Genomic DNA, 26789 nt, shown 5'->3' on the forward strand with positions numbered 1-26789 from the left:
GTAATGAAACGACTTCTTCAACCGAACACACCTCTTATTCATGTCCTTTTTTTTATCACTCTAGGGATAATATTGGCACAAGGCGCTTACTCTCTTCGTGAAGTATTATCTGTTAGCGATAACAATGAGAGTAAAGTACAAATACTGTTAGTAAACAAATCAAGAGAGATACTCAATGGCATCAGCCGATTAAATGCCACACTAGAGGTCTGTACCCGAAGTGATTCAAGTTGCAGTACCGCACAAGTGCAATTATTTACTAGCGAGCTCTCTTCTGAGATTGATAATTTCCACGCACTTATTGCCAATGAAAAATCCCTCGCCTCATCCAGTGGCATATTGGGGTTTGACCTAATTCAACTCTATATCAAAAAATACAATCGTACTTTTGATTTAAATGAACTCAAACAATCGTTGGGAGTGGCCTTTACAAACAGCACTTCCATCATAGACAGTTTATTACTAAACCACGCCAGATTAAGCAAAGAGAAACAAGATAATCATCTTTATACCTTACTCATGCTAAACGGCAGTTTGATCTTAGTGTTTGCTCTTTATTACTTACTGAACACCAAATTAATACGTGCGGCCCATACCGAAAAGAACCGCATATCAAGCACATTTAAAAGCATTTCTAATGATTTAAAAACCATTGACCACGATAAAGTAAAAGAGCGTATTTCAAATATATCTACCAGTAGTATTGAAAAAAACATCTATGCCAAACTGCTCTCTAGCTACGACCAACTTGAAGACCAAAAATCAAAAACCGATTTATATCAACGACTGTATAATTTATTAGGTTATGAGGTTCGTGGTATCACAAATACAATTCAAGGTGGTGTGAAACTGTTAATTAAAGACGCCGATGAAAGCGGTGCGTTATTAGCAAAAGAAATCATGTCAGCAACAAATACACTTGAAAACCTAGCAGATAACTTTAATCGTCTCTCAAACATTGATGCCATGAGTCATAATAAGACCATTCACTTCTACCATTTAATCAGTGAATTAATCGTCTTAACATCAACCAAAGCCAAGCAACAATCAAAGAGTATCGAGTGCTTTGTTGATAATGCTATCCCTCTAAAAATGTACGGTAATCAAACTGGCTTATTTTGGTTATTACTACTGCAAGTTTCAAATATGATCTCTGCGTCTAACCAACCAAAGATCTTATTTAATGCAACCTGTAGCAGTTCTGACCGTGTCGATAAACTCACCATACATTTGACTCTGTACTTGTACTTAGACGATTACGACACCATGAAAACCATTGATGCGTTAGCGTGGGAGCAAGCACCAGAGAAAAACGTGACTAACGATGAATTGTCTACTCATCTATTGAATGGCATTAATAACTACACCGCCATTACACAAGATTTAGGCTATGCTCAAAAACTGCACGTTTCTTTCGATATCAATACCTCAGAATATCAAACGCACAATAATCGCTTAGCAGATAAAACGATTCTTCTTTGCGGTGCTTCCGGTATTCAGGTAGATGTCATTGCCAATACCTTGTCCAATCAAGGGGCGAATGTGATTATTGCTCACACCGCTAATGATATTTTCAAATCAATGAAACGATTAAGCGCCAACGATGGCATTTTCTTAACCGATAGAATTAAAGGCATTACCCTTGATTCCTTCTGTAAGACCTTAAAAGCACGATTAACCAAGCGAAACATTAAACTCTTCTTATCGGTTTCAAATTCATCTGACATTGATGATGTATACAATCATGTTGATTACGTGTTCTATCACCCATTCACCCCAGTTGATTTCATCGATAATATTCTAACGACGCTCGACAGTGACTCAGGAAAAGCAGAAGAGATCACCAGCCGATTCTTAATTGTCGAAGATGACAAAGTACAACAATTCATCTTAAACAAAATTCTAATCGGCTTCGAGTTCCAAAGTGAAGGCGTTGATGACGGAGAGAAAGCCTTAGCTTTAGTAAAAGAAAATAACTTCGATATTATCTTTATGGATTGCATTATGCCGGGCATGGGTGGCATGGAAGCAACATCGTTAATTCGTCAATACGAAAAAGAGCACCATTTACCACCAACCACAATCATCGGTGCTACCGCATTAACCAGTAATAAAGAACATAAACAATGTATTGATGCAGGAATGGATTACGTCATCAGTAAACCGTACAAAAACGAAGAGATCTATGCTGTCATTAAGAAGTACATGGCCATAAGGAAAGTAGGCTAATGACAAAAACAAACCGCTCTCGTGCTTTTTTTCTGGTCGGCCTATTTGCGGCATGGCAACCAATAAGCCACGCCAGTGAATTATCTGCCTTGATAAATGAAGCACTCAAAAATAACTATCAAATCATAAACTCTAAATACGAAGTCGAGTCTTCAGAGTTTGACCAAAGTATCAGTGGTGCCTTTTTTTACCCGACGATTAATGCCAGTGCAAATACGACATGGAATGATTCAGAAGTCGATTCAAGTACTCCATCAAACAATGAATACAACAGCTACGGCTATCGCGTTTCGGTATCCCAAACCATCTTAGATATGTCAAAAATTCGCTCTTATCAAGAAAGTGGCATTGATTTACAAATCAACAAACTAAAACACGATAAAATCGTAAACGACATCATTATTCAGGTGGTAGAAAACTACTTTTCATATCTGAAATATCACTCTCAGAAAAAAGCGACCGATGCACAATTTCGCTCATCAGAAGCACGATTAAAGCAAATAAGTCGTAATAATGAATTGGGTAATTTACCTAAAACAGACGTCTACGAAACCCAAGCTCAGAAAGAATCAACCTATAAGCAATTGGCCGACATTCGTAAACGTATTAATCTCGCGTTAGTTCAATTGCAATCTACCACTCAAGCGCCTATTCGACCGTCTTATGATGTGAAACTCAATAATCAATACGCTGAAATTGATTATTATGAAAAAAGCACTCTTGAGAAAAATCTCATTGGCAGTAATTATGATATTGCGATTGCAAAATCCAACTTAGATAAATCGAAACGATCTCTCACTCAATCTCGTTCTGATTTCTATCCGACCCTATCTGCATCCGCTAATTATGAATACACCGACAGTAATTTTGATAGCTCAAGAAGCGATGACGCGACTTACGCCCTCACCGTCGACATCCCTATTGTTAACGGAGGCTCTGATTATTACGATTATCAAAAAAGTAAAACGAAAATCAATCAATTCTCATCTCAATATGATCAAGCAGTAAATGACAATCGAGTTAATTTCGAAGAACTTATCTACAATATCAATACCAATGTAGAATCGTTAGCTATTTTAAAATCCATTATAAAATCCAATTACCTTGTCTATAAAGGTAATCAAAGCGCGTTTAAATTAGGCACAAAAACACTCACGGATTTACTCAATTCAGAATCGGATTTATACGACAACATCCGTGAATATCATACCAATCAATACGATTACATCATTAATATGACCAAGCTCTACGCTCTATTTGGAGCGGTAGATTTAGTCTCGATTGAAGAGGTATCGAATCGAATGGAACCCATTAGTGACACCTTTGACATCTCGATTTTAGAACGCTTTACATCAGAAGGAGTTAAATGATGAATAAACTCCATTATTTACCGAGATTAGGGTTCTTTGATGCTTTCTTTTTGTTTGCATCAAGCCTAACAACAACCTTGCTCGGCTTAGTCTTACCCTTTTCCATTTTAATTATTTTTGACCGCATATTGCCGAATAATTCAAGCTCTTCACTCTATTTCATTTTTGCCATCATCTTGATCGCGATCTTCTTAGATTACAAAGTGAAAAACCTAGAAGAAGCTATAGTTTCTCGCATTGGGAATCGCTTTGAAAAGAAAATCACCAATCAATTATTTCACGCAATTTGTCACTCTAATCTCTCTTTGTTTAAACGATTAGAAACTGGAGAATACCTAGAGCGACTGACCACAATTCCTGGGCTAAAATCCTTTTTCAGTGGCGATCTTATTCGATCGGCCATCAATGCCTTTACCTGCTTAATCACTCTTCTGGTGATCAGTCTGATTAACCCTGGTGCAGGGGTTATTTTAACTCTGTCTTCCTTGTTTTTGTTACTGATCTCTTTGCATTTATCCAAAACAAAAATCGCATTAATGGAGAAAAAATCAGACATTGAAGGCATTACCAATTCAAAAGTGATTGAGATTATTTCTTATCCTTTAGATATAAAAAGCCGCTCAATGGAATACCGCTTAGAAAACTTAATGGAAACGATGGTTAATGAGCGTGAACATCACACCACTGAATTTGAGAAACAAGAATCTCGCTTCAATCTAACTCTAAATTTAATTCAACAATTAGCCGTTACTTTTACTGTCGTAAGCAGCGCGATGGCGGTGATTAATTTGGATATCAGCCAAGGGGTCATGGCGGCAATCATTCTATTAACTAACCGTTATTTTGCCCCATACCAGCAAACAATGAGAACCATTAGTCAGTGGCGTGTAAATAAAAGTTATATCCAACGCCTGAATGACATTTTATCAATGGAAGAATCTCAACAAAGAACGACGGCACCTCAACCAACTCCAAGAGTATTGAGTTATCACGGCAGTAAAGACTATCATTTTACGGCAGAAAAAATATCCATCGTCTCTGGCCCTTCTGGTTCAGGGAAGTCCTCCATTGTAAAAGCCTTTACCAATAAGCCATTAACACAAGAGTACCGATTATCTATCAATGGGTTAAATGCAGATAACTATTATCAATCAGAGACCATTAGCAACGTGGTATTGGTCGATAAACACAGCACTTTTGTGGATGGAACCATTATTGATAACATCACCTGCTTTCGACCTCAATTACACAAAGCGGCGTATTCCCTGTGTGAAGCATTATCGATAAAGAGCGACATTGATGATCTCAAACTCGGTTTTTATACCGACATTACCACCACGGGTATCAAGCCTTTTTCTCGTAAAGTGCATTTTGCATTATTAATTGTACGTGCATTATTAAGTAATAAAAAAGTCATTCTCATTGACGATTTTGATTTGGTTTTTGATGACGATTTCAGCCTTAACTTACTCTCTTGCCTTCGTCCGCGCATTCAGTCTTATTTGTTTGTCATTGTTAGCAATAAGATTAAAGACACCGACATTAAGATCCAACACACGCCAATTAATGAGGTGGCTTAGATGGATACATTAATTGCTTTTGATGAGATACAAGAACGTCTTCATCATTTCAAAAATGGGCATTTACAGACCCGATATTCTGAAAACCCATTACTGCTTGGGCTCGCTTACACTTTAGTCACGCTTGAATGGGAAGGTACGCCTGACATTCTGTCTGATGCGTTCTTATCTGACAGTGAGCATGCGCTTTCATTTAATAAAACGCTGACTCGCCTTGGCTATCAATGCATTGAAAGTGACATTACTCATGCCGATCAATTTCTAGAATTGGATTGCCCTAGTTTTATTTCTTTGCAAGATCAGAACTATATTTTATTAAACTTTGATGACGATATTCTCTACCTTTATGACTATGAAAATGACATCACCATAGAAAGTGAAGCGAAAGGCAAAATCTCAGCTAAAGTGTGTTCGATTTCTAAGTATTCACGTTTATTCAGAGAGCCGCCACCTGAATCACAAGATAAACGTAATTGGATAAAACACGTTTTTTATCACTACAACAATGAATTCAAGAGCCTTGCATTATTAAGCCTTTTAATTAGTTTATTAGGTACGCTTCAGCCTTTCTTTATTATGGGAGTGTATACCTTTGCCTTAACCGCTGGATCTACCTCTACTCTCTATTGGCTTGCTTCTGGAGCCGTCGTCATAGCGGGAATGGAATATCTATTTAAAAAACAACGTATGACCATTTTAAATACATCAGGCCAAGAGCTAGCCCGTTATATTTCTTATCAAGTCATCTCAAAGTTACTATGGCTACCGTATGCATTAACGTCTAATGCGGCAACGTCTTCTCAACTTGCTCGTTTGAAAGATATCGACCAATTCCGTCAGCTTGTCACCGCAGAATCTAGCCTGAGCTATTTTGATTTGCCTTTTATCTTTATTTTCTTAATTGCTATTTTCATTATGTCTGGCAGCGCCGCGATAACCGTTATTATTGGTATCGTTATCATGATCTTGTTTTGCATTTACGCACGCTATATTTATATGCAAGCCACATCAAAAAGCTCTAGAGCAAATGCAATGGTGTCTTATCAATGGAATGAAGTATTGAGTAATGTCAGTTCAATTCAAAAGTTGCCGCTACTGTCGGTCATTAAATCTCGTTTTAATTCAGCATTAACTCAGCGTTTACAAGATTCTCATCATGTTTCAGTAACCAATGCAAAAATACAGCAATTGGGCAGCAGTTTTATTCAAGTCATCGGCACAACAACCATTGTGATCGCCGTCACCGCCGTCATGGCGGGAGACACGAACCCCGGCGCCATGCTTGCCATCATTATCTTGGTCTGGAAAACCTTAACCCCAATCATGGGGATTTATAACTCCTTAGCAAAAATTGATACCATCAAAGCCTCAACCGCACAAATCAACGCATTAATGTCTTTAGATGATGATAAGAGTCGTATAGAAAAAAGCCCCCCGATTCATCAGTTCAGTGGTGAACTCTCCATTAACGGCTTATCTCATCGCTATCAAGGGATAAATAAAGGGTTAACTAACCTCTCTTTTGCGATTAAATCAGGCAATAAAGTCTCTGTCTGTGCCCCATCAGGCAGTGGCAAAACAACATTGATGAATATTTTGAGTGGCATTGAACCTCGCTTTCAAGGTCGCTTATTGTTTGATGGGTATAACGTAAACCAATTTAATAATTTCCGGTTCCGAAACAGCATTTGTTATGTTCCTTTTGATATGCATTTATACCACGGTACGGTTCACGCCAATTACACAATGTACAATGGTTATGTTCCACCCGCTTTCATTGATGAAATGCTTAACTTTTTAGACTTATTGCCTTATCTTCCTCAAGGAAAAAAGACCCTATTAAGTGCTGATTTTCTTTCGACATTACCAGATGGTATACAACGCAAACTCACTCTGGCGATTGGCATTGGATATTGCAGAAAAAGAGTCGTTATCATGGATGAACCTTTTGTCGGCTCTGAGCATGAAAACAGTAAATATCTCACCTCATTGTTCAGTGAATATTTAGCCAACAGTACCGTTATTTTTAGCACCACAAGTAAATCAATGGTAGCTACCTCTGATCAGTGTTTATTACTTGAAAAAGATGGATCTCAAAAGTTCTACGGCGCACCCGATAAAGTACTACAGGCTGCACCCGTGATGCTGACTTAATTTGATAATTTAAATAGAAAAAGAAAAAGAAAAAGAAAAAGAAAAAGAAAAATAATGCGGAACAAAAGGGAGAATTACTTTGTTCCGCACGCATTTATAGGCTGGAAAGACAGATTACGATAAGTGCTATTTAACGGTTGATTCAACACATTAACTTTACCTGCCCACGACGATAACTCATCATCTACAGGCCACACATTAGCCATGATTTTTAAGCGAGAATCAGCCATGTCTGGAATTGGATTATCTTTAGATTGCTGTACTTCATAACGCATTTCACCATCCACAAACCACTGAATGCTATCTCGTTGCCATAACATTGCATATTGATGAAAGTCTTTAGAGGCATCGAACTCTAATGGAATTAACACCGAGTTTTTACTAAGGTATTCATCGTCATTCGTCCAAAAATTAAACTGAACTTCATGCGTATTTTTACCTAAAAATTCAATATCAATTTCGTTGTGCTTGGCGTTACTCCCTTCGTATTTATCGTGTTTACCCGAGAAAAGGAAAAAAGACGTCACAATACCGGGAGAAGAAATAGGCTTCATCTCAATAGAAAAACAACCATAACCATAAAAATTCCGACTGCGTAACTCCCCTGAACGATATTTATATTGCTCATTACTCTGAGGCTCGTCACTCAACTCAATATTCATTCCTTTTTCAGAAAAACCAATTGCACCGGCCTCCCATCGATTCAAAAATGGAAAACCGTTACTCCAATGGTGTGCTCGTTCAAACAAATCACGGTTTAACTCTTTCAGTGATTCCGAAAAATAACTCACTTCGCACTCATCCACTTCACACGCCTCCACAGTAAAAGAAGATAATCCGACAATTAATAACGCATCGTATTTATTCATCACTTTCCTTAATGTCAGCAAGTACCGTTACCGCCTTATTATCAAGCTTAGCGTCAGTATGTAGCATCGCGGTATTATTCTTCCTCTTGTACAACAAAGAAGACAAAATCATTGAATTGGTATTAATGTTGTGCGCCGTATTCGTCAAACCATCGCTGTATATTCCCGTAGGAACAGAACGAGAGTACAGGCTATTGGCTATCACATTTTCAACTAAGCGTTCAGCGTATTCGTCATCGTAAATAACACTGAGCCCAAAGGCGACTTTATTGCTGAACACCTGAAAGACTTCTATCGGCTTTCCTCCCGCTGAAGTACTTAGCCAACTTTTACCATAAAAAAAGATATTATTGTAAGCAAACCATGGTGTTTGGTTCATGGCGTCTTCCCCAAACACCCACAGTCTTTTAGTTTGTTTTTCCTTTGCTTTATGCAAGGTATAAATAGTATCAAGCTGATCCCACCACGCTGTCGGCTCCCCTAACTCTAAACGAGTGAGTACATAGGGATCTGGTGTTGAAAATGGCATGTTTCTCGAATCAATATAAAAAGGGATGTCATCAATAATCACTTTATCGATGTCTGTTTTCTGATAACTTTCACTGACATCAAAACCAAACAAAGCAAAACCAGACGCTGCATATTGTAAATACCCTAAACGCCCTTCTTGGCGATAATGTTCACTTTGCTTTCCTAATTTAGTGCCATACAAGGTTTTATTGTGCACTGAAGAAGCAAGTGACCACTTACTTACGATATTATCCACTAACGGGGCTAACTCTTCTTTTTCTTGTTTGATGATATGCAACCAAATGAGCAGGCGGCCAATATCTAATGCCGACCATCCATTGCCATTGCTTTTTGTATTACTGTACCGTCCTGATGGCTTCCCAGTTTTAGTGCTGTATTCTCGATTAGGTAATTTACTTTGATACAAAGGCGCTTCTAGCAACGTAGTCAATAACCTTTTTAATTTACGATGAGTGAACTCTTTTGATTGTAAACCCAAGCCCTCAAGTGAGAACTGAGCACTGATATCACTGGCAACATCCCACATCGTAACGTGGTGATAACCTTGAACGGAGTCAGTCAGTCCCGTATTTTCATTCCAATTACGATCAAAATAATATTGTGCTTTTTTTGCTAGTAACTTTTCATTACGAGTCAATTCAATTAACGGAAGAGGAAGATCATGTGAGTCTTTAGCGTCTTGAACGAAAGCAGGTGTCAAATCTGTTGATTCGTCGGTCACGGCACGTTCATCAATGGGTTCAGCTATCTGCGGAGCCATAACAATAGAACGCCGCTGAAAAGTAGGCGCGGCTTGATCTGGGAGAGTTTCATTAGGCGCAACAGAGCGCTTCCCATAAAAACTAGGGGAATCTGTCTCTGCCTTTACTGATATTGTGAATGAGGATAAAACAATCCCTATTAGCGTTATCCAGACCCTAGTTCGCCCCATCACACCTCCTTTGTGCGTATCTCCTAAGCATAGGATAACTCAAGGCATTTTCGTAAGAATAATAGTCAAATAACAGCCTCTATATTTTGATATAAAGAAATCCTCTTTTCTCATTACGAATACCGCATTCTTTTTCCTATACTGCTTACACTGGATTAATAACAATATTTGAGGTGTGCTTTTGTTTAAGGATAAGCTGAAAAAATCACTGTCAGAAACAAAGAGAGACATATCGTTTGCCTTACTCTTTAGCTGTGCAATCAACTTTCTCGTACTTACATTACCCATTTACAGTTTGCAGCTTTTTGACCGAGTGCTTGGTAGCTCTAGCTTAGACACCCTGTACGCTTTATTGTTTATTGCTGTTTTTCTTTTAACAGCACAAGCCGTTATCGAATATTTCCGTATTGCTTTGTTACAGCGTTCAGGCTTGAAACTCGATGTTTCTATTAGCTCCATCATGTTATCTGAAAGTATTCGACAATCAGCCATATCAAAGAATATTAATAAACAAGGTTTACAAGATCTGTCTGAGATAAGGCGTTTCTTATTATCCCCTTCTAGCTCTGCTATTTTTGATATGCCGTGGATCCCTCTTTTCCTTGGTATTCTATTTATGCTCCATCCTGCAATTGGTTTGATCACCTTATCTGGCTGCGTTATTTTCATTATTTTAGCCATTGTCATGATGCATTCAGCCAAAGAATCGACCATTGAAAGTAACAAGGTCGCAGCAAAAACCACCTTAGAATTAAATGACTATCTCCGTAATGCATCAACACTTAAAGCCATGGGAATGGCAGAAAGCATTGGTAAATATTGGAATAAACAAAATCATAAGATGCTTGGTTTACAGTGGGTAGTAAATTCTCGTATCGGGCAGTTACTCGCCATCAGCCGCTATTTTAGAACGATTTTACAAGTGCTTATATTAACGGTTGGGGTAATACTGGCATTACAACAAGAGATTGGAACCGGGGCGATAATCGCAAGTTCCATTATTATGGGCCGAGTACTTTCTCCTTTCGAACAAGCCGTTAATGGCTGGAAGTCATGGTTCAGTGCATTTAAAGCGTATCAGCGCCTTAAAAACTTCTCTTTTATTGAAGAGTACGCAGCAAAAACCACACTACCCAACCCTAAAGGTGACATTCTCTTTCAAAACGTGGGATTAAAACTGCCACATAAAAAAGAACCCGTTTTGCAAAACATCAATTTCAAATTGGGTCATGGTAATGCACTCGCTATTTTAGGCAATTCCGGTTCAGGTAAATCAACATTGGCGTCATTATTAATGGGGATTCATGCGCCGAGTGTCGGTTCAATAAAAATAGACGGTGCCGCGATTCATCTTTGGCCAGAAAAACAGTTTGGTCAACACATCGGATATTTACCGCAACAAGTCGGTTTATTATCCGGCACCATTGCTGAAAATATTTGTCGATTTACCGAAGCTCCAGATAAAGACATCATCGCAGCCGCTCGTTTAACCTGTATTCATGAACTGATTATTTCTCTTCCTCAGGGCTACGATACCTACTTAGAAGAAGGGGGCAGTTCTCAACTCTCTGGTGGACAAAAACAACGTATCGCCTTAGCTCGAGCTATTTTTTCCAATCCCTCAATTCTTGTGTTGGACGAACCAAACTCAAACCTTGATCCCGAAGGTGAAATTGCGTTGGCTATTGTTCTGCAATACTGTAAAGAAAACAAAATCACCGTAATTATGATAAGCCACCGCCCTGGTTTTTTACGTCAAATGGATTGGGTGATCTCGTTAAAAGAAGGACAAGTTCAGAAGGCGGGGCCATCAAAACTATTTTTAGAAGAGATGTCTGCCATTGATAACCCTAACTCTGTTGCTGTTCCTAAAATAGCGTAAGCAAGGATGAACTTATGACTCAATTTAGTACCACTCGTATTATTACTCTCTGCTCTGCCTTTATTTTATTAACCATAGGTGGGTTTGTTTGGTGGGCAACCACCGCACAATTAAGCTCTGCCTCTATTGCTAATGGTTCGTTGATCGTCGAGTCTCAGCGTAAAAAAATTCAACATCTACAAGGTGGCTGGGTAAAAGCAATTCATGTCACTGAAGGCCAACATGTAGAGAAAGGCGACTTATTAATTGAGCTAGCGAACACCAAAGCTGATTCTGATTACTATCGCCTAATGCTACGATCTATTTCTTTAAAAGCAACCATTGAGCGACTTCAAGCCGAGTTAACCGATAACAACATCGTGTCATGGACAGAGGAATATCATGACGAAGCAAACAGTGCTGATGTCATGAACATTTTAAACAATCAGACACTTCAATTTCAGCAATTTTTATTACGTAATGAGCTTCGAACTAGCCAATACACTCAAAATAAAGAACAACTAACTGAACAAATTCGTGGTTCTAAATCCCAATTAAAATCCATAAAACGTCAGCTTCAATTGGTAAGTAAAGAAATTAACATGATGAAAGGGCTAGTAAAAAAAGGATACGTTTCCCAAACTAAAATGTTTGAAATACAACGTCATCAAGCCAGTATTGAATCTCAACGAGAAGAGCTACAAACTAAGATTAATGTCTCAACTCGTCAACTAACCTCACTCAAACAAGATTTTGAAGCCAAAGACATTGAATTAAAACAATCCCTTTCCTCTCAATCAAATCAGTTAGAAAAAGAATGGTTAGACACTAATCAGGCCTTAAAAACAGCTCTAGATGTTCGATCACGCATCAAAGTAAGAAGTGAGCATACTGGCACCATTGTTGGTTTGAACATTCATAGTATTGGGGGGGTTGTTAATCCTGGCGATATTATTATGGAAATCGTACCAAACAATGAACAACTTATCGTTCAAGCTATTATTAAGCCCGAAGACATTGATGTAGTAAGAACAGGACAAACCGCAAAAGTAAGGCTAAATGCGTATAACGTCCGTAAAACACCCCCAATTACGGGAACAGTCATTTATGTCGCGGCGGATAGACTAAATAAAAAAGGGGAGAAAGAAAGCGGGTATTTGGTGAAAGTTCAATTGCTTCAAGAAGAGATAACCAAACTCACTAACGTAGAACTTTATCCTGGTATGCCAACTGATGTTTTAATCTTATTAGAAAATCGGACGCTCTGGGATTACTTTACCGCACCATTATTTAACTCTTACTACAAAGCATTTCGTGAACAATAAGGATATATCATGATTTTTTGGCTCAGTTTTTATTTCTTTTTCTTCGCCTTAACGGCATTTATTGGGTACCGAAAAGGCAACCTCATTGCTGGTATTTTACTTGGTTATGTCCTTGGCCCTGTCGGTTTATGCCTTATTTTATTAAGTAAGAATCGCCTTAAATTGGCCTGTCCACATTGCCAAGCACTTATCCATAAACATTCTTATTTTTGCCCAAATTGTGATAACAAAGTACTGCACGCCCTAACTTAATAGACACTAAATAAAACATTGTAGAGAACATTTATATGATCAAACACACCAAGAAACTGCAAATTTTCCTTATGTTCCTTATTGCCTGTCTTTTTATTAGTGGTATGACCCTACTTTCTTTAAGCTCATCGATTAATAATAAGAACGAAACAATTCAACGCTTAACGGATGACCTCATTGCAGAACAATTACTATCAAGTTCATTAACAGATTACGACAAAGTCATCATTGAACTGCAATCAAAGAATGACACCCTTCGCCGTGATCTAAGTATCATAAGTGAAACCTTAGTTGAGAAAAACTTAACCATTAGTCAGCTTAAAGAACAACTGGCGGCCGAGCGACGTAAATTAGTTCGCTATAAATCAAGCTACAATAAAAACCTGAAATCACGTTTAGCTAACGAACAGAAGAAACTCAATGCTCAGTTAGACAAAGAGCGAGTTGCCTTACAATCTCAAGAAAATGAGCTTGAACAACAGCGTGTAGAGCTAGAGAAATTAAAAAATACCCCACCACCAGAAAAAACAGTCACCGCCGCAGATCAAAAGGCGATTGACGAAGAGCGAGTAGAAGAATTAATGAAAAAATTCGATGCTTACCAAGTTGATCTAAGTGTTGAAAACCAATGTGATAAAGACTACCTATATCGTTATAACGAAGCAAAAAGCACCTTAAACCACATCAGAACGTATTTACAGAAAAACCAAATGGACTCGAATTATTATCATTTTGTCATTGCCAATGACACCTCAATTACGGCGCAAAACCGTAAACTTTGTTTAGGTGATTAATGCTTATTTTATAGCATGACTAAATAGATATTAATGATTAACCAAGCAACATATCAATAAAAATGCCGAATATTTCTATTCGGCATTTTTTGTGTTAACAATTTATCGTCTACTCATTAAAGATAGCCGTTAAGCGATTTCATTAGGATCTGCAATGGTGATTTGGTCTTCATCACAATCACTCCATATCGTAACTTCATCTCCGGCACTGTTCGCAAACGTATAACCATTTAAGTTACTGGTATCAATATTACTTGCTTCGTAAGTGTCTTTTAAGCCACTGTCCATCATCGCGGTATTACCCGTAAGCTGCCAGTGAGAACCATCTATATTTAAGGTTTCAACACCTGAACATACAAACTGACCATTAGCTTCTCCTGCGCTGTCATTCACCAATATTTTATCTAGCGCTATTTTTAGCTCGGTATTCGAGGTATTAACAACCACCCCTTCAATCTCTTGATACGCGGTTTGTGTCATATCAATGATACTGTCTTGACCATCATTGCCTACAACCATGACATCAAAGCCTTCACCGCCACTAAAGTGAACGGTTGCCCCATCTGTTGCATCAATATCATCTTGATCAAAAACAAGCGTATCATTACCCGAACCGGCGAACAGTTGATCACTACCAGAACCGCCATCAAGAGTATCGTTACCTTCTTGACCAAAGATTAAGTCGCTGCCAGAACCACCATCAAGTGTGTCGTTGCCAACACCACCATCTAAGTAGTCGTTATTGTTCCCACCAGAAAGTGAGTCATTTCCTTCGCCGCCAGACAAATTATCATCGCCAGAATCACCAGATAACGTATCGTCCCCCAAATCGCCATAAAGGGCATCGGCATTGTTACCGCCGGATAAATTATCGTTACCTTCTTGGCCGTAAAGAATATCCTCACCAGAGCCGCCTTGAAGTGAGTCATTACCATCCTCTCCCCACAGCACATCGTTTCCGCTGTCTCCTTTTATGGTGTCGTTGCCCTCGCCACCATAAGCGACATCATCACCAGAGCCGGCTGATACATAGTCATTACCCGAGTTTCCATACAGTTGATCATTGTCATTTTGACCAAACAATCGGTCATCACCAACGCCACCATCAAGAGTATCAGCCCCTGAACCACCATACAGTTTATCATTATCTTCACCACCAAAGAGCTGATCATTACCCGATCCTGAAATCAAGGTATCATTACCACTGTCCCCTTGCAGTACGTCGTTGCCCGCACCTGACTCAATTCTATCAGCGCCTTCACCACCAGACAGTTGGTTGTCACCTCCAGAGGTAAATAAAGAATCATTACCGATACCACCGAGTAAGGTGTCATTGCCAGAACCAGAAGTTAAAGTATCGTTACCTTCTCCGCCATCTAATGTATTAATACCCTCTCCTGCGTCAAGCACGTCAGATCCTAACCCACCAACTAGTGCATCATTACCTGAACCTGATTTAAGATTATCATCACCTTCGCCGCCATCTAGGGCATTGTTGCCGCTAAGGGCTTCTAAGCGGTCATCACCGGCATCACCATATAAGGAATCATCGCCTGAACCACCATACAAGGTATCATTGTCATCATTCCCATGGAGAATATTGTTACCTGATTCTGCATGTAATTCATCTTGACCATCGCCACCAGACAAACTGTCATTACCTGCGCCTGCAAAGAGTTTATCTTCACCCAAACCACCTTCTAAGGTATCACTGCCTTCTCCGCCCGCAAGGACATCATCACCTTCTTCTCCTTGAAGTAAATCAGCCCCTTTACCCCCATCAAGATAATCAACACCACTGCCCGCCGCTAACGTATCATTCCCTTCGCCACCATATAATGTGTCGTCGCCACTGCCTGATGTTGTGTTGTCTGACCCACTGCCACCAAATAAGGTATTTGTACCCTCACCTAAATCAATGGTGTTTGTTCCGGCTTCACCATAAACGATATCGTCGCCAGAGCCTGCGGTTACGGTATCAACCCCATCACCCGCAAATAAAACATTGTCGCCTTCTCCACCTTGAATGACATCGGCACCTTCACCGCCATATAAGGTATCGCTTGCAGCACTACCAACTAAGGTATCGTCGCCAGAACCACCGTATAATTGATGACTGCCCGTTGCTGCTGCAGTCAGTGTATCGTTGCCACTACCACCAACGAGTGTGTCTTGACCATCATCGGCGAGCGTATCATTACCCGCACCGCCATCAAGATAATCGTATCCTTCACCACCAATAAGATTATCATCACCATCACCACCAAATAGGCTGTCATTACCGATACCGCCATCTAGTGCATCGTTTCCTGCTCCGCCATCCAGTATGTCATCACCACTGCCTGCGGTTATGGTATCTGTTCCTGCACCTGCATAAACAGTGTCATTGCCTTCACCTGCGATAATAGTATCGGCACCAGAGCCACCATATACCGTGTCGTCCCCAATACCTGCATCAATTTGGTTTGTTCCTGCATCACCATAAATGGTGTCATTACCCTCTCCGGAAACCAAAGTATCATTACCTGATCCCGCAGTAAGAATATCGTCACCTAAGCCACCCGTGATATGGTCGTCATTTCCGCCGCCATGCAATTCATCATTTTCAGCCGAACCAACCAATTGATCGTTACCTTGTCCACCAATCAATACACTGCCATTATCACCGGCGTATAAGGTGTCATTTCCGCCTTCACCGACTAAGCGGTTATTGCCTTCTTCGCCATAAACAATATCATCACCAGAGCCTGCATAAATCGCATCATTCCCTGAACCTGCATGGATAACATCCGCAGAATCTCCAGAGAATACAGCATCATCACCATCGCCAGCTTGAATCGTATCTTCACCTGATCCAGAGAAAATCTGATCATCACCAGTGCCACCAATTATGTTGTTATCCCCATCACCTGCATACACAGTATCGTGACCAGAACCAGTATCAATGGTATCACTACCCGCATCGGCATAGACCACATCACTTCCTTCACCCGTAGCGATCTGATTAGCGCCAGAACCAGCAAAAATGAGGTCATCACCCGTACCAGAGTCGATAACATCGTTGCCATAGTCAGTATAAATTGTGTCATTACCATCACCAGAGACGATGGAGTTATCGCCTGTTTCACCAAATACGGTGTCATTCCCTTCACCTGAATCAATCACATCATTACCGCTACCGGCATAAATGAAATCATCCCCTGAACCAGAATTAATAATGTCATCCCCTTCATTAGCATGAAGAACATCGTCTCCGGTACCACCCTCTAGAATATCGGTTCCTCGCCCTCCAAAGAGCTGATCATTGCCTTCGCCCCCGATGAGATGATCATCGCCATCGTCGCCATAAAGGCCATCATCGCCTAAACCACCAATGATCGTATCATCGCCTAACTCACCAAATAATTGGTCATTACCCGCATCACCTGACAGTTGATCATTGCCGTCACCACCAAGCAATAAATCATTATCATCTTGGCCTGAAATAACATCATCACCTGCGCCCCCAAGGGCAAAATCATCCCCTGCACCACCTTGAATTACATCGTTTCCTGCATCCCCTTGCAGTTCATCGTTTCCTTCACCGCCATAGAGTTGATCAGCACCTATCCCACCAAGCAATAAATCATTCCCAGCATCGCCATGTAGAATATCATCGCCATCATCACCGATAATGATGTCATCACCATCGCCACCTTCAATCCGATCATTTCCTAACTCACCAAGAAGAACATCGTTACCTGCGTTGCCAAAAAGCGTATCATCTCCATCACTGCCTAATAAGGTATCAGCTCCATCACCACCATGAAGTTCATCATCACCATTACCACCAATCAGGACATCATCACCTTCTCCGCCGTATAAACGGTCATCGTTGATATCTCCATCCAAAAAGTCATTACCGGAACCACCAACGAGTAAATCAGACCCTTGCTGTCCAAAAATAACATCATCGCCTTCTCCGCCATCAATACGGTCGTCATAAATGTTATGAGCAATAAATTCAACGGATTCAATATCAGTGATCGGGTCACCGTTAGGATCTTTCAAGACAAAATTAACGACTTGATCATCAGCAATTTCATTTGCAGTAAAGCTAATATCGATATCAACATTGCCATTCTCATCAACAGGGGCTTGAACGGTTTTAATGACATTGCCATTTTGATCGGTCAGTTCAACTGTAACGGTTGTTAACACTGTATTTAGAGTGAATTTCGTTGTGATATTGCCAACATCATCCACTAAATAATTACCCAAACGTGCACCGTGAGTGACTTCTTCTGCCGGTGTCTCTTCTTCATTTGAGGTAAATTGATAAACAGATTGAGAGGTCCCCCAATTGTCGTTATTTGAGTTGGTTTCTACGTTGTCTGATCCTTCGGTTTCTGGTATTTGTTCTACATCACCGAAAATAACATCTTGTCCTTCGCCACCAGAAATAACATCACTGCCTTCTCCCCCAGCGACGTGATCATTACCAGCTAATCCTTCAACCTGATCGCTACCGGCTTGTGCATTCACATTATCATCTTCTGACGTACCTGTGATGGCATCGTTATATTTGGTTCCTTCCATTTGGACCTCTCTATTATTAATAACAATTACATTAATTAGTAATGAAAAATGAGCGACCATTTAAATAATGGTGTAATACTAGAATAGGAACAAATAAGAGGATATCCAGAGATAGATAATAAAAGTTAGTATGATTAAAAAGTAAATGAGTATGATAAAGATATTGCACCATCAATAAAACGACCGGTGCCTTCCGCTTTATCTGATGAATTCCAACGGTTACCGGAATAATTATTATACTGGAGAGTGATGGTTCCTGGGTGCCAATCAAAATAACCAAATCCATAGGTGTAATCTGGATTCCACGGTTGTTGTTGATTTTTATCTAAATAATAAAAAGCAGTACCATTAATATACCAATTACCAAAAATAGAATATTTACACCCGAGCGAAACGGTCTTATGCCCATTTAAATATTCAGAGGTATCTAAATTGAAGTACTCATGAGTATAATTAAAATCGACTTGGCAACCGATGCTGCCCTCTTCAGTAAACGTAAACCAATCAACCACAGGTTCAACTATCGGGAATTTCCAGCCTAAAGACCACGTCCCCTGATTGAAATTAGTCATGGATTCTCCCTCATCGGGACTGAATCTATTCCCCCCATAATTCGCGTAAACCAAACTTAATGTGTATGGACGCCAATCACTGTAACCAAATACGTAGGTAAAATCGGGATTCCATGTTTGTTGTTGCTCTTGGTCGATATAATAATACGCCGTACCAGACACAAACCAACTGCCTAAGATGCTGTACTTTAAAGAGAGTGTTAACGTTTGATTGGTGTTGCTTGGGCCGGATGTCGCATCAGCGGGAATATTTGCTTCTGGTGTCTCAAGTAACGGGTAGTTGTAACCAATATTTCCACTTAGCCCGTGAAAAAAACCTTGCTCATCATCCCATTGTTCAATAGGAAAATAAAAGGAGCTTTGTACCCCATTCCAAATATGCTCGCCTTCAGAAGGTTTGTCATCGGGATCTTCTGTATTTTTTGGAGAGGTGATATTAGGAGATGTGGGGGCACTTTTATGCTTGGCACTATTAGACAAATATTCATTTGCTATTGCCCATGATGAAAAACATACACAGGTAAATAAACCAATGATTTTTATCGCCATTTGCTTTACTTTACTGTTCATAAAAGCATAAATCCGTCCATAGATAAGCCACTCAAATTCTGAGTATTCTTTTATCCATAAATAAAAGAATCAAAGGGATAAAATAAACCTCCAATTTAAAAGGAGGCTTATTTTTTGTCTATCTCTATTAACTTAGGATGGAATCATTACAAAAACAAACACCTAAGCCATCGCGTGTTCTTTTTTCGATTTTGATTTCGCTTTATCAAACCATTGCTGTAACGCTTTTGGCGACATGACTTTAGGATCACCTAATTGGCTATCTTCTACGTTCATCAGTTCTGGTGGTAAAACATCGATAATTAACTCTAGATCTTTATACGATTTAACTTCTTTATCAAAAATAGCCGCCATTTCATTACTGTGCGTTGCATTTCTTGCTCTAACGGCTTTCACTAACCCATCGAGAAGAGTATACCAAGTGGTCATTGGGCCTTGTGTTATAGACGCAGATTCCGCCGCAGAATCAATAAACGCAAAAGGCACCGTAGTGATCGGTTTATTCTGCTCCATTGCAGCCAAAATCCAATCAGTATCAAAGGAAAAATCATACACGGTTGGTGCCTTAAGAATATCAACTAATGCACTGTGGCTATACAATTTAAACGCCGCTTGTGTATCTTTAATTCCTTGGCTGAAAATTTGGTTGCCGATCATTCTTTGCATATGACGCAATGTTTTGATCCCAACTCCCCAGCGCTCTTCTTGTTTAACAAGAATCGAATCTTTATGCTTTCTATTTCCAAGAATAACCTGAATATTTTGTTCCATATAAGGGTTAAGCAATAAACCTAATTGACCTAAATGAACCGAATTATCGGCATCCGTATAGACTACACAATCCATCCCATCATCCAATGCTTTCTGGCATCCAAGAATAATTGCCCCGCCTTTTTTCGAATCATCAACATGATGCAAATTATTTAATGGACCCGTCGTCGTTGGGATCGCATCAGATAATCGCATGACATTAATCTGTTCTCTTGATTCATCATCCTGGGCAATTCTGTGTGCAATGCCAAAACTATTATGAGGACAACCATCATCAACTGGATACAATTTCCACAATACATTCGAGTCTTGAGTAATCCAATTTAATTGCTCAACTTTGGTTAATAATGAATTTTCACCATGAGGGTTTATTTTTGATTTCTTATTTAATCGATGATGCTCCCCCCACATAGCAAATACAATACCAACCGTTAATGGTGTCGAGATATTCATAATTAAGCGTCGAGATTCAACGAGTTTAACCGCCAATTTAAACATCAATGGTGGTGACTCTAATTCTATAAACTCTTTATATTCCGAAACGGATATCATTGAAAATGAAAGTAACTTCTCCGCCAACAATAATAATTCTTTTTGATCATTTTCACAGGTTAAATCAAATGAATCATTTGAATGAGAAATAATATTTAAAATGGTTTTTCTGTCCATAACGTTACCCTTTCCTTCTTCCGAATTGAATTACTGTCGTAAAAAGAATAGGAAAGACATATTAGAAAACCAGTAAAGAAAAGAAAAATAAAAAAATAGTTATGATCACCTTGAATCTACAACTTTGTATCCTAGGCTAGGTAAAAGTCTTCAATTACATATACGTTATTTCAGGTTATTACGAAAAGGATTTTCAATGGAATACATTTTAGTAGTAGACGATGACCCCGTTAGCCTTCTTTTTATGTCATCCCTATTAAAACGTTGTGGTTTTAACATTGTTTCAGCTAAAAATGGTTTAGAGGCCATGGCTATCTTGGCTGAAAATCCACACATTCAGTTCGTGTTAAGTGATTGGATAATGCCAGAAATGGATGGCATTGAATTATGCCGTAAATTAAAAGAGCTCGAGTTTGATCGTTATATTTTCTTTGTACTTCTTTCAGGTAAAGACGACCAAAGATCCATCATCGATGGTATCAATGCAGGAGCCGATGATTTCATTGTTAAAGGGACTGATGTAAAAGAATTAGAAGCACGAGTTAAAGCTGGATTCAGAACCTTAGAATTACATAATAAAATCACAGATAAAAATCAAGAGCTTGATTCAGCTTACGCAACAATACGTAAAGATCTTGATGCGGCAGGCGATCTCGTTCGTCAATTATTACCCACTCAAACCAATTTCACCGGTGTTGAGCTTAACTATATATCCATTCCAAGCGCTCAAATTGGTGGTGATATGTTGGGCTATATGCAACTCGACCCTGATCACCTTGCTTTCTACTTATTTGATGTGGCAGGCCATGGCGTTTCATCCGCTCTCATGTCATTTTCTGTTCAGCAAAGTTTATCCGTTGTCGATGGACCATCATCTATCGTTAAGGACGTAAATAATAACATTATTCCCCCAGAAGAAGTCATCGATAAATTAAACAAGCTCTACATTAGTGACGATAAGATTCAACTCTATTTCACCATGATTTATGCCGTTCTTAATGTCAAAACTGGGGAAGTAAACTATTGCTCAGCAGGGCATCCCCCACTGGTTTGGTTACACCAAAAAACCGAACAAGCCGAACTGATTGGAGACGATAACTTTGTAGTCGGAGCATTTGATTTTGTTGAATATCAATCTGCCAGCATACAGTTAGATCCTGGCGATAAAATCTGGCTTTATTCTGACGGGATTACCGAAGCCGAAAAAGACAATATACAATTTTCTGAAGATGGGCTTAGAAAAACCATTATGGATATTCGCTCCCATCCCACTCATTTACAAACCGAACTGCTCGTTAATAGAGTAAGGACATGGCATGAATCTGATACGTTTGAAGATGATGTTAGTGTGCTTGCTGTAGAGTGGAAAGGCTATTTTAAACAAGAGGATGACTCATGCAATACGAAATTAACAACCAAGGTAAATGCACAATTCTTCAGGTAAACGAAGAACGCTTTGATGCGAAACTGGCGCCTCAATTTCGTAAAGAGGCGGAGGATTTATTAAGCCAGTTTGGTGACCACCTTATTCTTGATCTCAGCAGTGTGCGGTTTATGGATAGCAGTGGCCTTGGTGCCATCATGGGAGTCTATAAACTATGCAGAGGAAAAACCGTAAGCGTTATTAATCTACAAAAACCGGTCGAAGACTTATTAAAGCTCACTCGTATGGATAGATTAATCCCAAATTATCCAACGCTTGAGGATGCAATGCTAACCTCTGCATAATAAAGGAGTCTATATGAAAGGCATGATTTTAGCCGCGGGTAAAGGCACAAGAGTAAAACCTATTACCCACACAATACCAAAGCCGATGATCCCCATCTTGGGTAAACCGGTAATGGAATCCATGATTGAGCTTTTTGCTAAACATAACATCAATAAAATAGTCATCAATACCAGTCATTTATCAGAAGTAATTGAAGGCTACTTTAGAGATGGTCACCATTTTAACACTCAACTTTCTTATTCTTACGAAGGGGAGATTATTAATGGTGAATTCAAAAGTAAAACATTAGGTTCTGCTGGTGGTATGCAGAAAATCCAAGAATTCTCTGGTTTTTTTGATGATACTTTTATTGTAGTTTGCGGTGATGCCTGGATTGATTTGGATCTCACAAAAGCGGTTAAGCATCATAAAGAAAAAGGAGGCATTGCAACAATCGTAACTAAAGCCGTACTTAACGAAGATATTCATAAATACGGTATTGTTGTCTCTGATGAGCATGGATTAATTACTCATTTCCAAGAAAAACCGACAGTAGAAGCGGCTTTCTCAAATCAAGCCAATACTGGGATTTATATTTTCGAACCCGCTATTTTCGACTTTATCCCAAAAGAAGGCGAATACGATATAGGTAGCGAATTATTTCCACAATTAGTCGAAAAAAACATACCATTCTATGCGGTAACAATGGATTTTCAATGGCTAGATGTCGGTAATATTACTGATATTTGGGATGTGACTAATGACATACTGAATGGGAAAGTAAACGGTTACCCTATTCCAGGAACACAAATAAAAGCAGGTGTTTGGGTTGGTATTAATACAGTGATTGATTTCAAACACTGTAATATTACACCACCCGTAGTGATCTCTAGTGGTTGCCATATAAAACCAGGTGCAACAATTGAGGGGCCAACCGTTATTAGTCCCAACTGTACCGTCGATTCTGAAGCAATAGTCCGTAATTCATTAATCTATGATTATATTCATATAAAAGACTTCATGTTATTAGATCAAAAAACGGTCTTTAATAATTACTGTATTGATAGGGAAGGAAACAGCACCTCTTATTCCGAAATGAGTAAGAAATGCATTTCAACCGTCATGAATGACACTTTATCGGATATGTCTGCTTTTACTAACGGCACAACCGAAAAATAGAACAAGGAGGAGAGGAACTGTGGAATCCATTTTTTCAAATACCTATTCGAGTTCAATTGAGGCATCTCGAATGGTGTCTAATGATATTAGACTGTATTGGGAAGCCCTAAATATTGAGGAAGATACCATGAATCAAGCCGAGTTATGCTTGGTTGAAATGGTAAACAACGCTTATGAGCACGCTTATCTTAATCAAGATGGGCCAGTTATTGAAATTAAGTCATACTTACAAACACCACGTATGTTATTAATGGAAATATCGGACTACGGGCAAGCTCTCCCTCAAGAAGTACTCGTTGAGTCGACAGAGAAAAGTTTTGTCGTACCAGAAGAAAATAAGCCCGAAACATGGCTTACCTCAGGTCGTGGATTTATTATTGTAGAGCAACTAATGGACACCATTGCCTATGAAAATAAAGACGGTAAGAATACCTTCTATCTAGGTAAACGCTTAAATTAATTTAAGCGTTTACCTCTGAACGAGCCTATTTAGGCTCTTCATCATTAACCACAGGGATAAAGGTTCTACGCTGTAATACTTCTACAGTATTTTCATCAACATTGCCGATATTCGCTTTATGAATGGGATTATACGTCACCTCTTCAACTGGCAATTTATTATCTTTCTCTACGGTTCGATAATCAAATTTTTCATCTGGGGTAATCACGACAATATCCGAGTTTTTACCACTAGAACGACTCATCTCAGAAGACGTAGATAACTCTTCCACTTCTATTATTTTAGTATCATCAAGGACGCTTTTTTCCCCTTCACTGGCTACAGGAATGATACTTTGCCCCCGAGAAAAAGAACCTCCGAGTCCCGTTAGCTTTTTCTTCCCATTAGACGTTTTTATTGCACGTGTAGAGTTGTAATTTGGTGTGGCTATAGCACCACCGCCACTGCTTGAATAATCACCAGAAGAGTTTGATTTCAATCCTAACTTAGGCCCTTTAAAGGTAAAAACTCCGAGCTTATCTTCCCATATTTGTAATATTGTCAGTTCTTGTTGCCATTCATTATCTAATGATATACCAACATCTGAAGACGTTAGTTGAGTTGATAATTGAGTATTTATATCCTCGTAACGGCGGTGAAGATACTTCTGCATCTGTGACCATTCGGTTCCTCCCGTTAATAAATAACGAGTGCTGTTTGACCAATATTCATAGGCTTTAATGTCATTACGTTTATTCGCAGCGATGGCGGCTAATGCCTCAGATAGACCCGCGTATTGCCACATCTTTTGCGCTCCGAGCTTAGATTCCGAAGCCATGATTTTATTCGATAATTGATGCCAGTAATCCGCTGATTGCCTGTCTCTTGGACTATTCGCTAACATGGTTCCTTTGCCATAAATTGACAATTCAATATCAACAACTCTCGCGAAAGCTAAAGGTGAACCGACTGAAAGCATTACCACCAAAGAAATCAATTTACATCGCATCATCGGAACGTCTCCACTAAACAGTGCCCAGGATGAGAGAAACGAGATTTAAACTGTACATCTCGATATTCTTTGCTCTTCTCTGGTTGATACAGCTTACCTCTCGCCTTATAAAGTAACGCTTCTAGTACGCCAGCATTCGTCTGAAGGGAGATACTTTTTTCATATCTGCTGTTTAACTCATAACGTCCTTCATACCAGCCTCGATCAGGATCATACAATTCTTGAACAAGTATCATTAATCTATCGGTATAATCTGTACGCCATAGCGCCCACATCTGAAAGACAACACGAGTCGAAACAAGTGCTAATTCATCATACGAACTCCCGTCTTCAGAAAGCGTTATCCAAGGGGTTCCTAAAGCGTAAATCGCATCATAAACAAAATAAGGTTCACCAGATACAATGTGCTCTCCTCTAGCGGTATAAATACGTTCGTGCTCCCAACGAGCTTCTTGAATTCGATACATTGAATCTGCCATTGCAGACATCACTTCATTACTATGAGTTGCGTCGCTAGAATCCATATCGACAATATCATCCCAATTAAATTCTAATCCTAAACGTAAATAAGGCGTGCTATACACAGGGCGGAGAACATCAAAAAGGCGAGGATCTCGTCCATCAAATAAGAAATCAATACCGTACATGGTTGCTACATTATAAGGATCCAATCTCATCGCCTTTTCTGGCACAATTTGCCAATCTAAATAACCATAAGACGTGTATTCTTCAACGCCTAAACGCCCTTCTTTATAACGAGTAACATTACTGTTATTAACCGTTCCACCAAACAATTCTCCCTCTTCATTAACGAGCTCACAGAAATTCCATTTCAATACGGCTTTATCAATATATTCAATAAATTGAGGGTTATATTGCTTAACGATAGCAAGAACAATCAATAACCGACCGACATCAATTGAGGACCAACCGATGTCATTAGGTTGATTACCATAATCAACCATTTGACCCGTTTGGGTGCTGTATACTTTATTCGGAATTTGTCCGATACTTAAAGGCATTTCATTAAGAAACGTTAACACAAGAGAAAGGCGTTCATCGTGTTCTTTACTGGTGATGAATTCAAATTCACGCGCGGCGGTCAATGCCAATAAGTAATCGGCAATGCCTGACATATTTGTGGTCGGATAATTATCAATACTATTAACAAGGCCGGTTTTTAACTGAGTATTATTTTCAACATAAACCCAAGCAAGGCGAGCCCATTCAAGCTCACCTTCAGTTAAATCGCCATACCTACCTTGTCGTATTGCCTGTGACTGATTAAGAGAACTCACTCCATCTTGAACGCCTTTATACAAAACGCCACAGGATGACAAAAGAAGGCTAATTAAGATCAGTACTGCACTTTTTAGCATTAATCTTCCTTTATCA

General features: G+C 39.3%; 19 protein-coding genes. 12 read left to right on the forward strand and 7 right to left on the reverse strand.

Annotation, left to right across the window (positions count from 1 at the left end):
* Positions 1–3 precede the first annotated feature (3 nt).
* Genes A6E04_RS09395 through A6E04_RS09410 form a run of 4 tightly spaced genes read left to right on the forward strand, consistent with a single transcriptional unit; the run spans position 4 to position 7333 of the window.
* Positions 4–2229 (forward strand): response regulator, encoded by a 2226-nt coding sequence (locus A6E04_RS09395; protein ID WP_065611046.1) that lies wholly within the window; start codon positions 4–6, stop codon positions 2227–2229.
* Positions 2229–3599 carry a TolC family protein gene (locus tag A6E04_RS09400; RefSeq protein ID WP_065611048.1) on the forward strand — a complete coding sequence of 457 codons (1371 nt, stop codon included), beginning with the start codon at positions 2229–2231 and terminating at the stop codon, positions 3597–3599. Before A6E04_RS09395 ends, A6E04_RS09400 begins: the two co-directional genes overlap by 1 nt.
* Positions 3596–5179 carry an ABC transporter transmembrane domain-containing protein gene (locus A6E04_RS09405; RefSeq protein WP_065611050.1) on the forward strand — a complete coding sequence of 528 codons (1584 nt, stop codon included), beginning with the start codon at positions 3596–3598 and terminating at the stop codon, positions 5177–5179. Before A6E04_RS09400 ends, A6E04_RS09405 begins: the two co-directional genes overlap by 4 nt.
* Positions 5180–7333 carry an ATP-binding cassette domain-containing protein gene (locus A6E04_RS09410; protein WP_065611052.1) on the forward strand — a complete coding sequence of 718 codons (2154 nt, stop codon included), beginning with the start codon at positions 5180–5182 and terminating at the stop codon, positions 7331–7333.
* Positions 7334–7407: 74 nt separating this feature from the next.
* Here A6E04_RS09410 and A6E04_RS09415 read toward each other — a convergent pair whose 3' ends face one another.
* The gene (locus tag A6E04_RS09415; RefSeq protein ID WP_065611054.1) at positions 7408–8202 is read right to left on the reverse strand and encodes a family 16 glycosylhydrolase; all 795 of its coding nucleotides are present in this window, start codon (positions 8200–8202) and stop codon (positions 7408–7410) included.
* Entirely contained in the window at positions 8195–9664 is a 1470-nt protein-coding gene (locus tag A6E04_RS09420; protein ID WP_244886265.1) for a DUF3131 domain-containing protein, read from the reverse strand. Before A6E04_RS09420 ends, A6E04_RS09415 begins: the two co-directional genes overlap by 8 nt.
* Before the next feature lie 181 nt (positions 9665–9845).
* Between A6E04_RS09420 and A6E04_RS09425 the strand changes: the two genes are divergently transcribed.
* From A6E04_RS09425 to A6E04_RS09440, 4 genes are read left to right on the forward strand one after another with little or no spacing between them, the layout of a single operon-like run.
* Positions 9846–11546, forward strand: a complete 1701-nt coding sequence (locus A6E04_RS09425) for a type I secretion system permease/ATPase (RefSeq protein WP_065611058.1) — start codon at positions 9846–9848, stop codon at positions 11544–11546.
* Between the two features lie 14 nt (positions 11547–11560).
* Complete coding sequence (locus A6E04_RS09430) at positions 11561–12850, forward strand: HlyD family type I secretion periplasmic adaptor subunit (RefSeq protein ID WP_065611060.1); 1290 nt, start codon at positions 11561–11563, stop codon at positions 12848–12850.
* A gap of 9 nt (positions 12851–12859) precedes the next feature.
* Complete coding sequence (locus A6E04_RS09435; protein WP_012551492.1) at positions 12860–13102, forward strand: hypothetical protein; 243 nt, start codon at positions 12860–12862, stop codon at positions 13100–13102.
* A gap of 35 nt (positions 13103–13137) precedes the next feature.
* Complete coding sequence (locus A6E04_RS09440) at positions 13138–13896, forward strand: GumC domain-containing protein (protein ID WP_017023422.1); 759 nt, start codon at positions 13138–13140, stop codon at positions 13894–13896.
* 129 nt (positions 13897–14025) lie between these two features.
* Here the strand turns inward: A6E04_RS09440 and A6E04_RS09445 are convergent, their stop codons facing one another.
* The 3 genes from A6E04_RS09445 to A6E04_RS09455 all read right to left on the reverse strand — a co-directional run bounded on the left by A6E04_RS09445 (position 14026) and on the right by A6E04_RS09455 (position 21056).
* Positions 14026–18474, reverse strand: coding sequence for a beta strand repeat-containing protein (locus A6E04_RS09445; RefSeq protein WP_065611062.1), 4449 nt, complete (start codon positions 18472–18474; stop codon positions 14026–14028).
* Positions 18475–18608: 134 nt separating this feature from the next.
* Entirely contained in the window at positions 18609–19616 is a 1008-nt protein-coding gene (locus A6E04_RS09450) for a hypothetical protein (protein WP_065611064.1), read from the reverse strand.
* Between the two features lie 162 nt (positions 19617–19778).
* Positions 19779–21056 (reverse strand): glycosyltransferase family protein, encoded by a 1278-nt coding sequence (locus A6E04_RS09455; protein ID WP_017023579.1) that lies wholly within the window; start codon positions 21054–21056, stop codon positions 19779–19781.
* Between the two features lie 196 nt (positions 21057–21252).
* Here A6E04_RS09455 and A6E04_RS09460 point away from each other — a divergent pair, with 196 nt between their 5' ends.
* Genes A6E04_RS09460 through A6E04_RS09475 form a run of 4 tightly spaced genes read left to right on the forward strand, consistent with a single transcriptional unit; the run spans position 21253 to position 24403 of the window.
* The gene (locus A6E04_RS09460) at positions 21253–22500 is read left to right on the forward strand and encodes a SpoIIE family protein phosphatase (RefSeq protein WP_017023578.1); all 1248 of its coding nucleotides are present in this window, start codon (positions 21253–21255) and stop codon (positions 22498–22500) included.
* Positions 22452–22784, forward strand: coding sequence for an STAS domain-containing protein (locus A6E04_RS09465; RefSeq protein ID WP_017023577.1), 333 nt, complete (start codon positions 22452–22454; stop codon positions 22782–22784). Before A6E04_RS09460 ends, A6E04_RS09465 begins: the two co-directional genes overlap by 49 nt.
* Before the next feature lie 13 nt (positions 22785–22797).
* A complete protein-coding gene (locus tag A6E04_RS09470; protein ID WP_023602605.1) occupies positions 22798–23943 on the forward strand; it encodes a nucleotidyltransferase family protein in 1146 nt (381 codons plus the stop codon).
* 19 nt (positions 23944–23962) lie between these two features.
* Positions 23963–24403 (forward strand): ATP-binding protein, encoded by a 441-nt coding sequence (locus A6E04_RS09475; protein ID WP_017023575.1) that lies wholly within the window; start codon positions 23963–23965, stop codon positions 24401–24403.
* A gap of 25 nt (positions 24404–24428) precedes the next feature.
* Here A6E04_RS09475 and A6E04_RS09480 read toward each other — a convergent pair whose 3' ends face one another.
* Positions 24429–25394, reverse strand: coding sequence for a hypothetical protein (locus tag A6E04_RS09480; RefSeq protein ID WP_023602606.1), 966 nt, complete (start codon positions 25392–25394; stop codon positions 24429–24431).
* On the reverse strand, positions 25391–26773 hold the full coding sequence (locus A6E04_RS09485; RefSeq protein WP_023602607.1) for a DUF3131 domain-containing protein: 1383 nt from the start codon (positions 26771–26773) through the stop codon (positions 25391–25393). Before A6E04_RS09485 ends, A6E04_RS09480 begins: the two co-directional genes overlap by 4 nt.
* Positions 26774–26789: the final 16 nt, after the last annotated feature.

Origin of the sequence: Aliivibrio logei (assembly GCF_001691055.1) — a bacterium.
GTDB lineage: Bacteria > Pseudomonadota > Gammaproteobacteria > Enterobacterales > Vibrionaceae > Aliivibrio > Aliivibrio salmonicida.

Coding starts and splice junctions, on each gene's coding strand:
- A6E04_RS09470 (WP_023602605.1), top strand. CDS start 22,798: ATGAAAGGCATGATTTTAGCCGCGGGTAAAGGCACAAGAGTAAAACCT.
- A6E04_RS09415 (WP_065611054.1), bottom strand. CDS start 8,202: ATGAATAAATACGATGCGTTATTAATTGTCGGATTATCTTCTTTTACT.
- A6E04_RS09445 (WP_065611062.1), bottom strand. CDS start 18,474: ATGGAAGGAACCAAATATAACGATGCCATCACAGGTACGTCAGAAGAT.
- A6E04_RS09410 (WP_065611052.1), top strand. CDS start 5,180: ATGGATACATTAATTGCTTTTGATGAGATACAAGAACGTCTTCATCAT.
- A6E04_RS09395 (WP_065611046.1), top strand. CDS start 4: ATGAAACGACTTCTTCAACCGAACACACCTCTTATTCATGTCCTTTTT.
- A6E04_RS09455 (WP_017023579.1), bottom strand. CDS start 21,056: ATGGACAGAAAAACCATTTTAAATATTATTTCTCATTCAAATGATTCA.
- A6E04_RS09450 (WP_065611064.1), bottom strand. CDS start 19,616: ATGAACAGTAAAGTAAAGCAAATGGCGATAAAAATCATTGGTTTATTT.
- A6E04_RS09405 (WP_065611050.1), top strand. CDS start 3,596: ATGATGAATAAACTCCATTATTTACCGAGATTAGGGTTCTTTGATGCT.
- A6E04_RS09460 (WP_017023578.1), top strand. CDS start 21,253: ATGGAATACATTTTAGTAGTAGACGATGACCCCGTTAGCCTTCTTTTT.
- A6E04_RS09400 (WP_065611048.1), top strand. CDS start 2,229: ATGACAAAAACAAACCGCTCTCGTGCTTTTTTTCTGGTCGGCCTATTT.
- A6E04_RS09485 (WP_023602607.1), bottom strand. CDS start 26,773: ATGCTAAAAAGTGCAGTACTGATCTTAATTAGCCTTCTTTTGTCATCC.
- A6E04_RS09480 (WP_023602606.1), bottom strand. CDS start 25,394: ATGATGCGATGTAAATTGATTTCTTTGGTGGTAATGCTTTCAGTCGGT.
- A6E04_RS09440 (WP_017023422.1), top strand. CDS start 13,138: ATGATCAAACACACCAAGAAACTGCAAATTTTCCTTATGTTCCTTATT.
- A6E04_RS09435 (WP_012551492.1), top strand. CDS start 12,860: ATGATTTTTTGGCTCAGTTTTTATTTCTTTTTCTTCGCCTTAACGGCA.
- A6E04_RS09430 (WP_065611060.1), top strand. CDS start 11,561: ATGACTCAATTTAGTACCACTCGTATTATTACTCTCTGCTCTGCCTTT.
- A6E04_RS09420 (WP_244886265.1), bottom strand. CDS start 9,664: ATGGGGCGAACTAGGGTCTGGATAACGCTAATAGGGATTGTTTTATCC.
- A6E04_RS09465 (WP_017023577.1), top strand. CDS start 22,452: ATGCAATACGAAATTAACAACCAAGGTAAATGCACAATTCTTCAGGTA.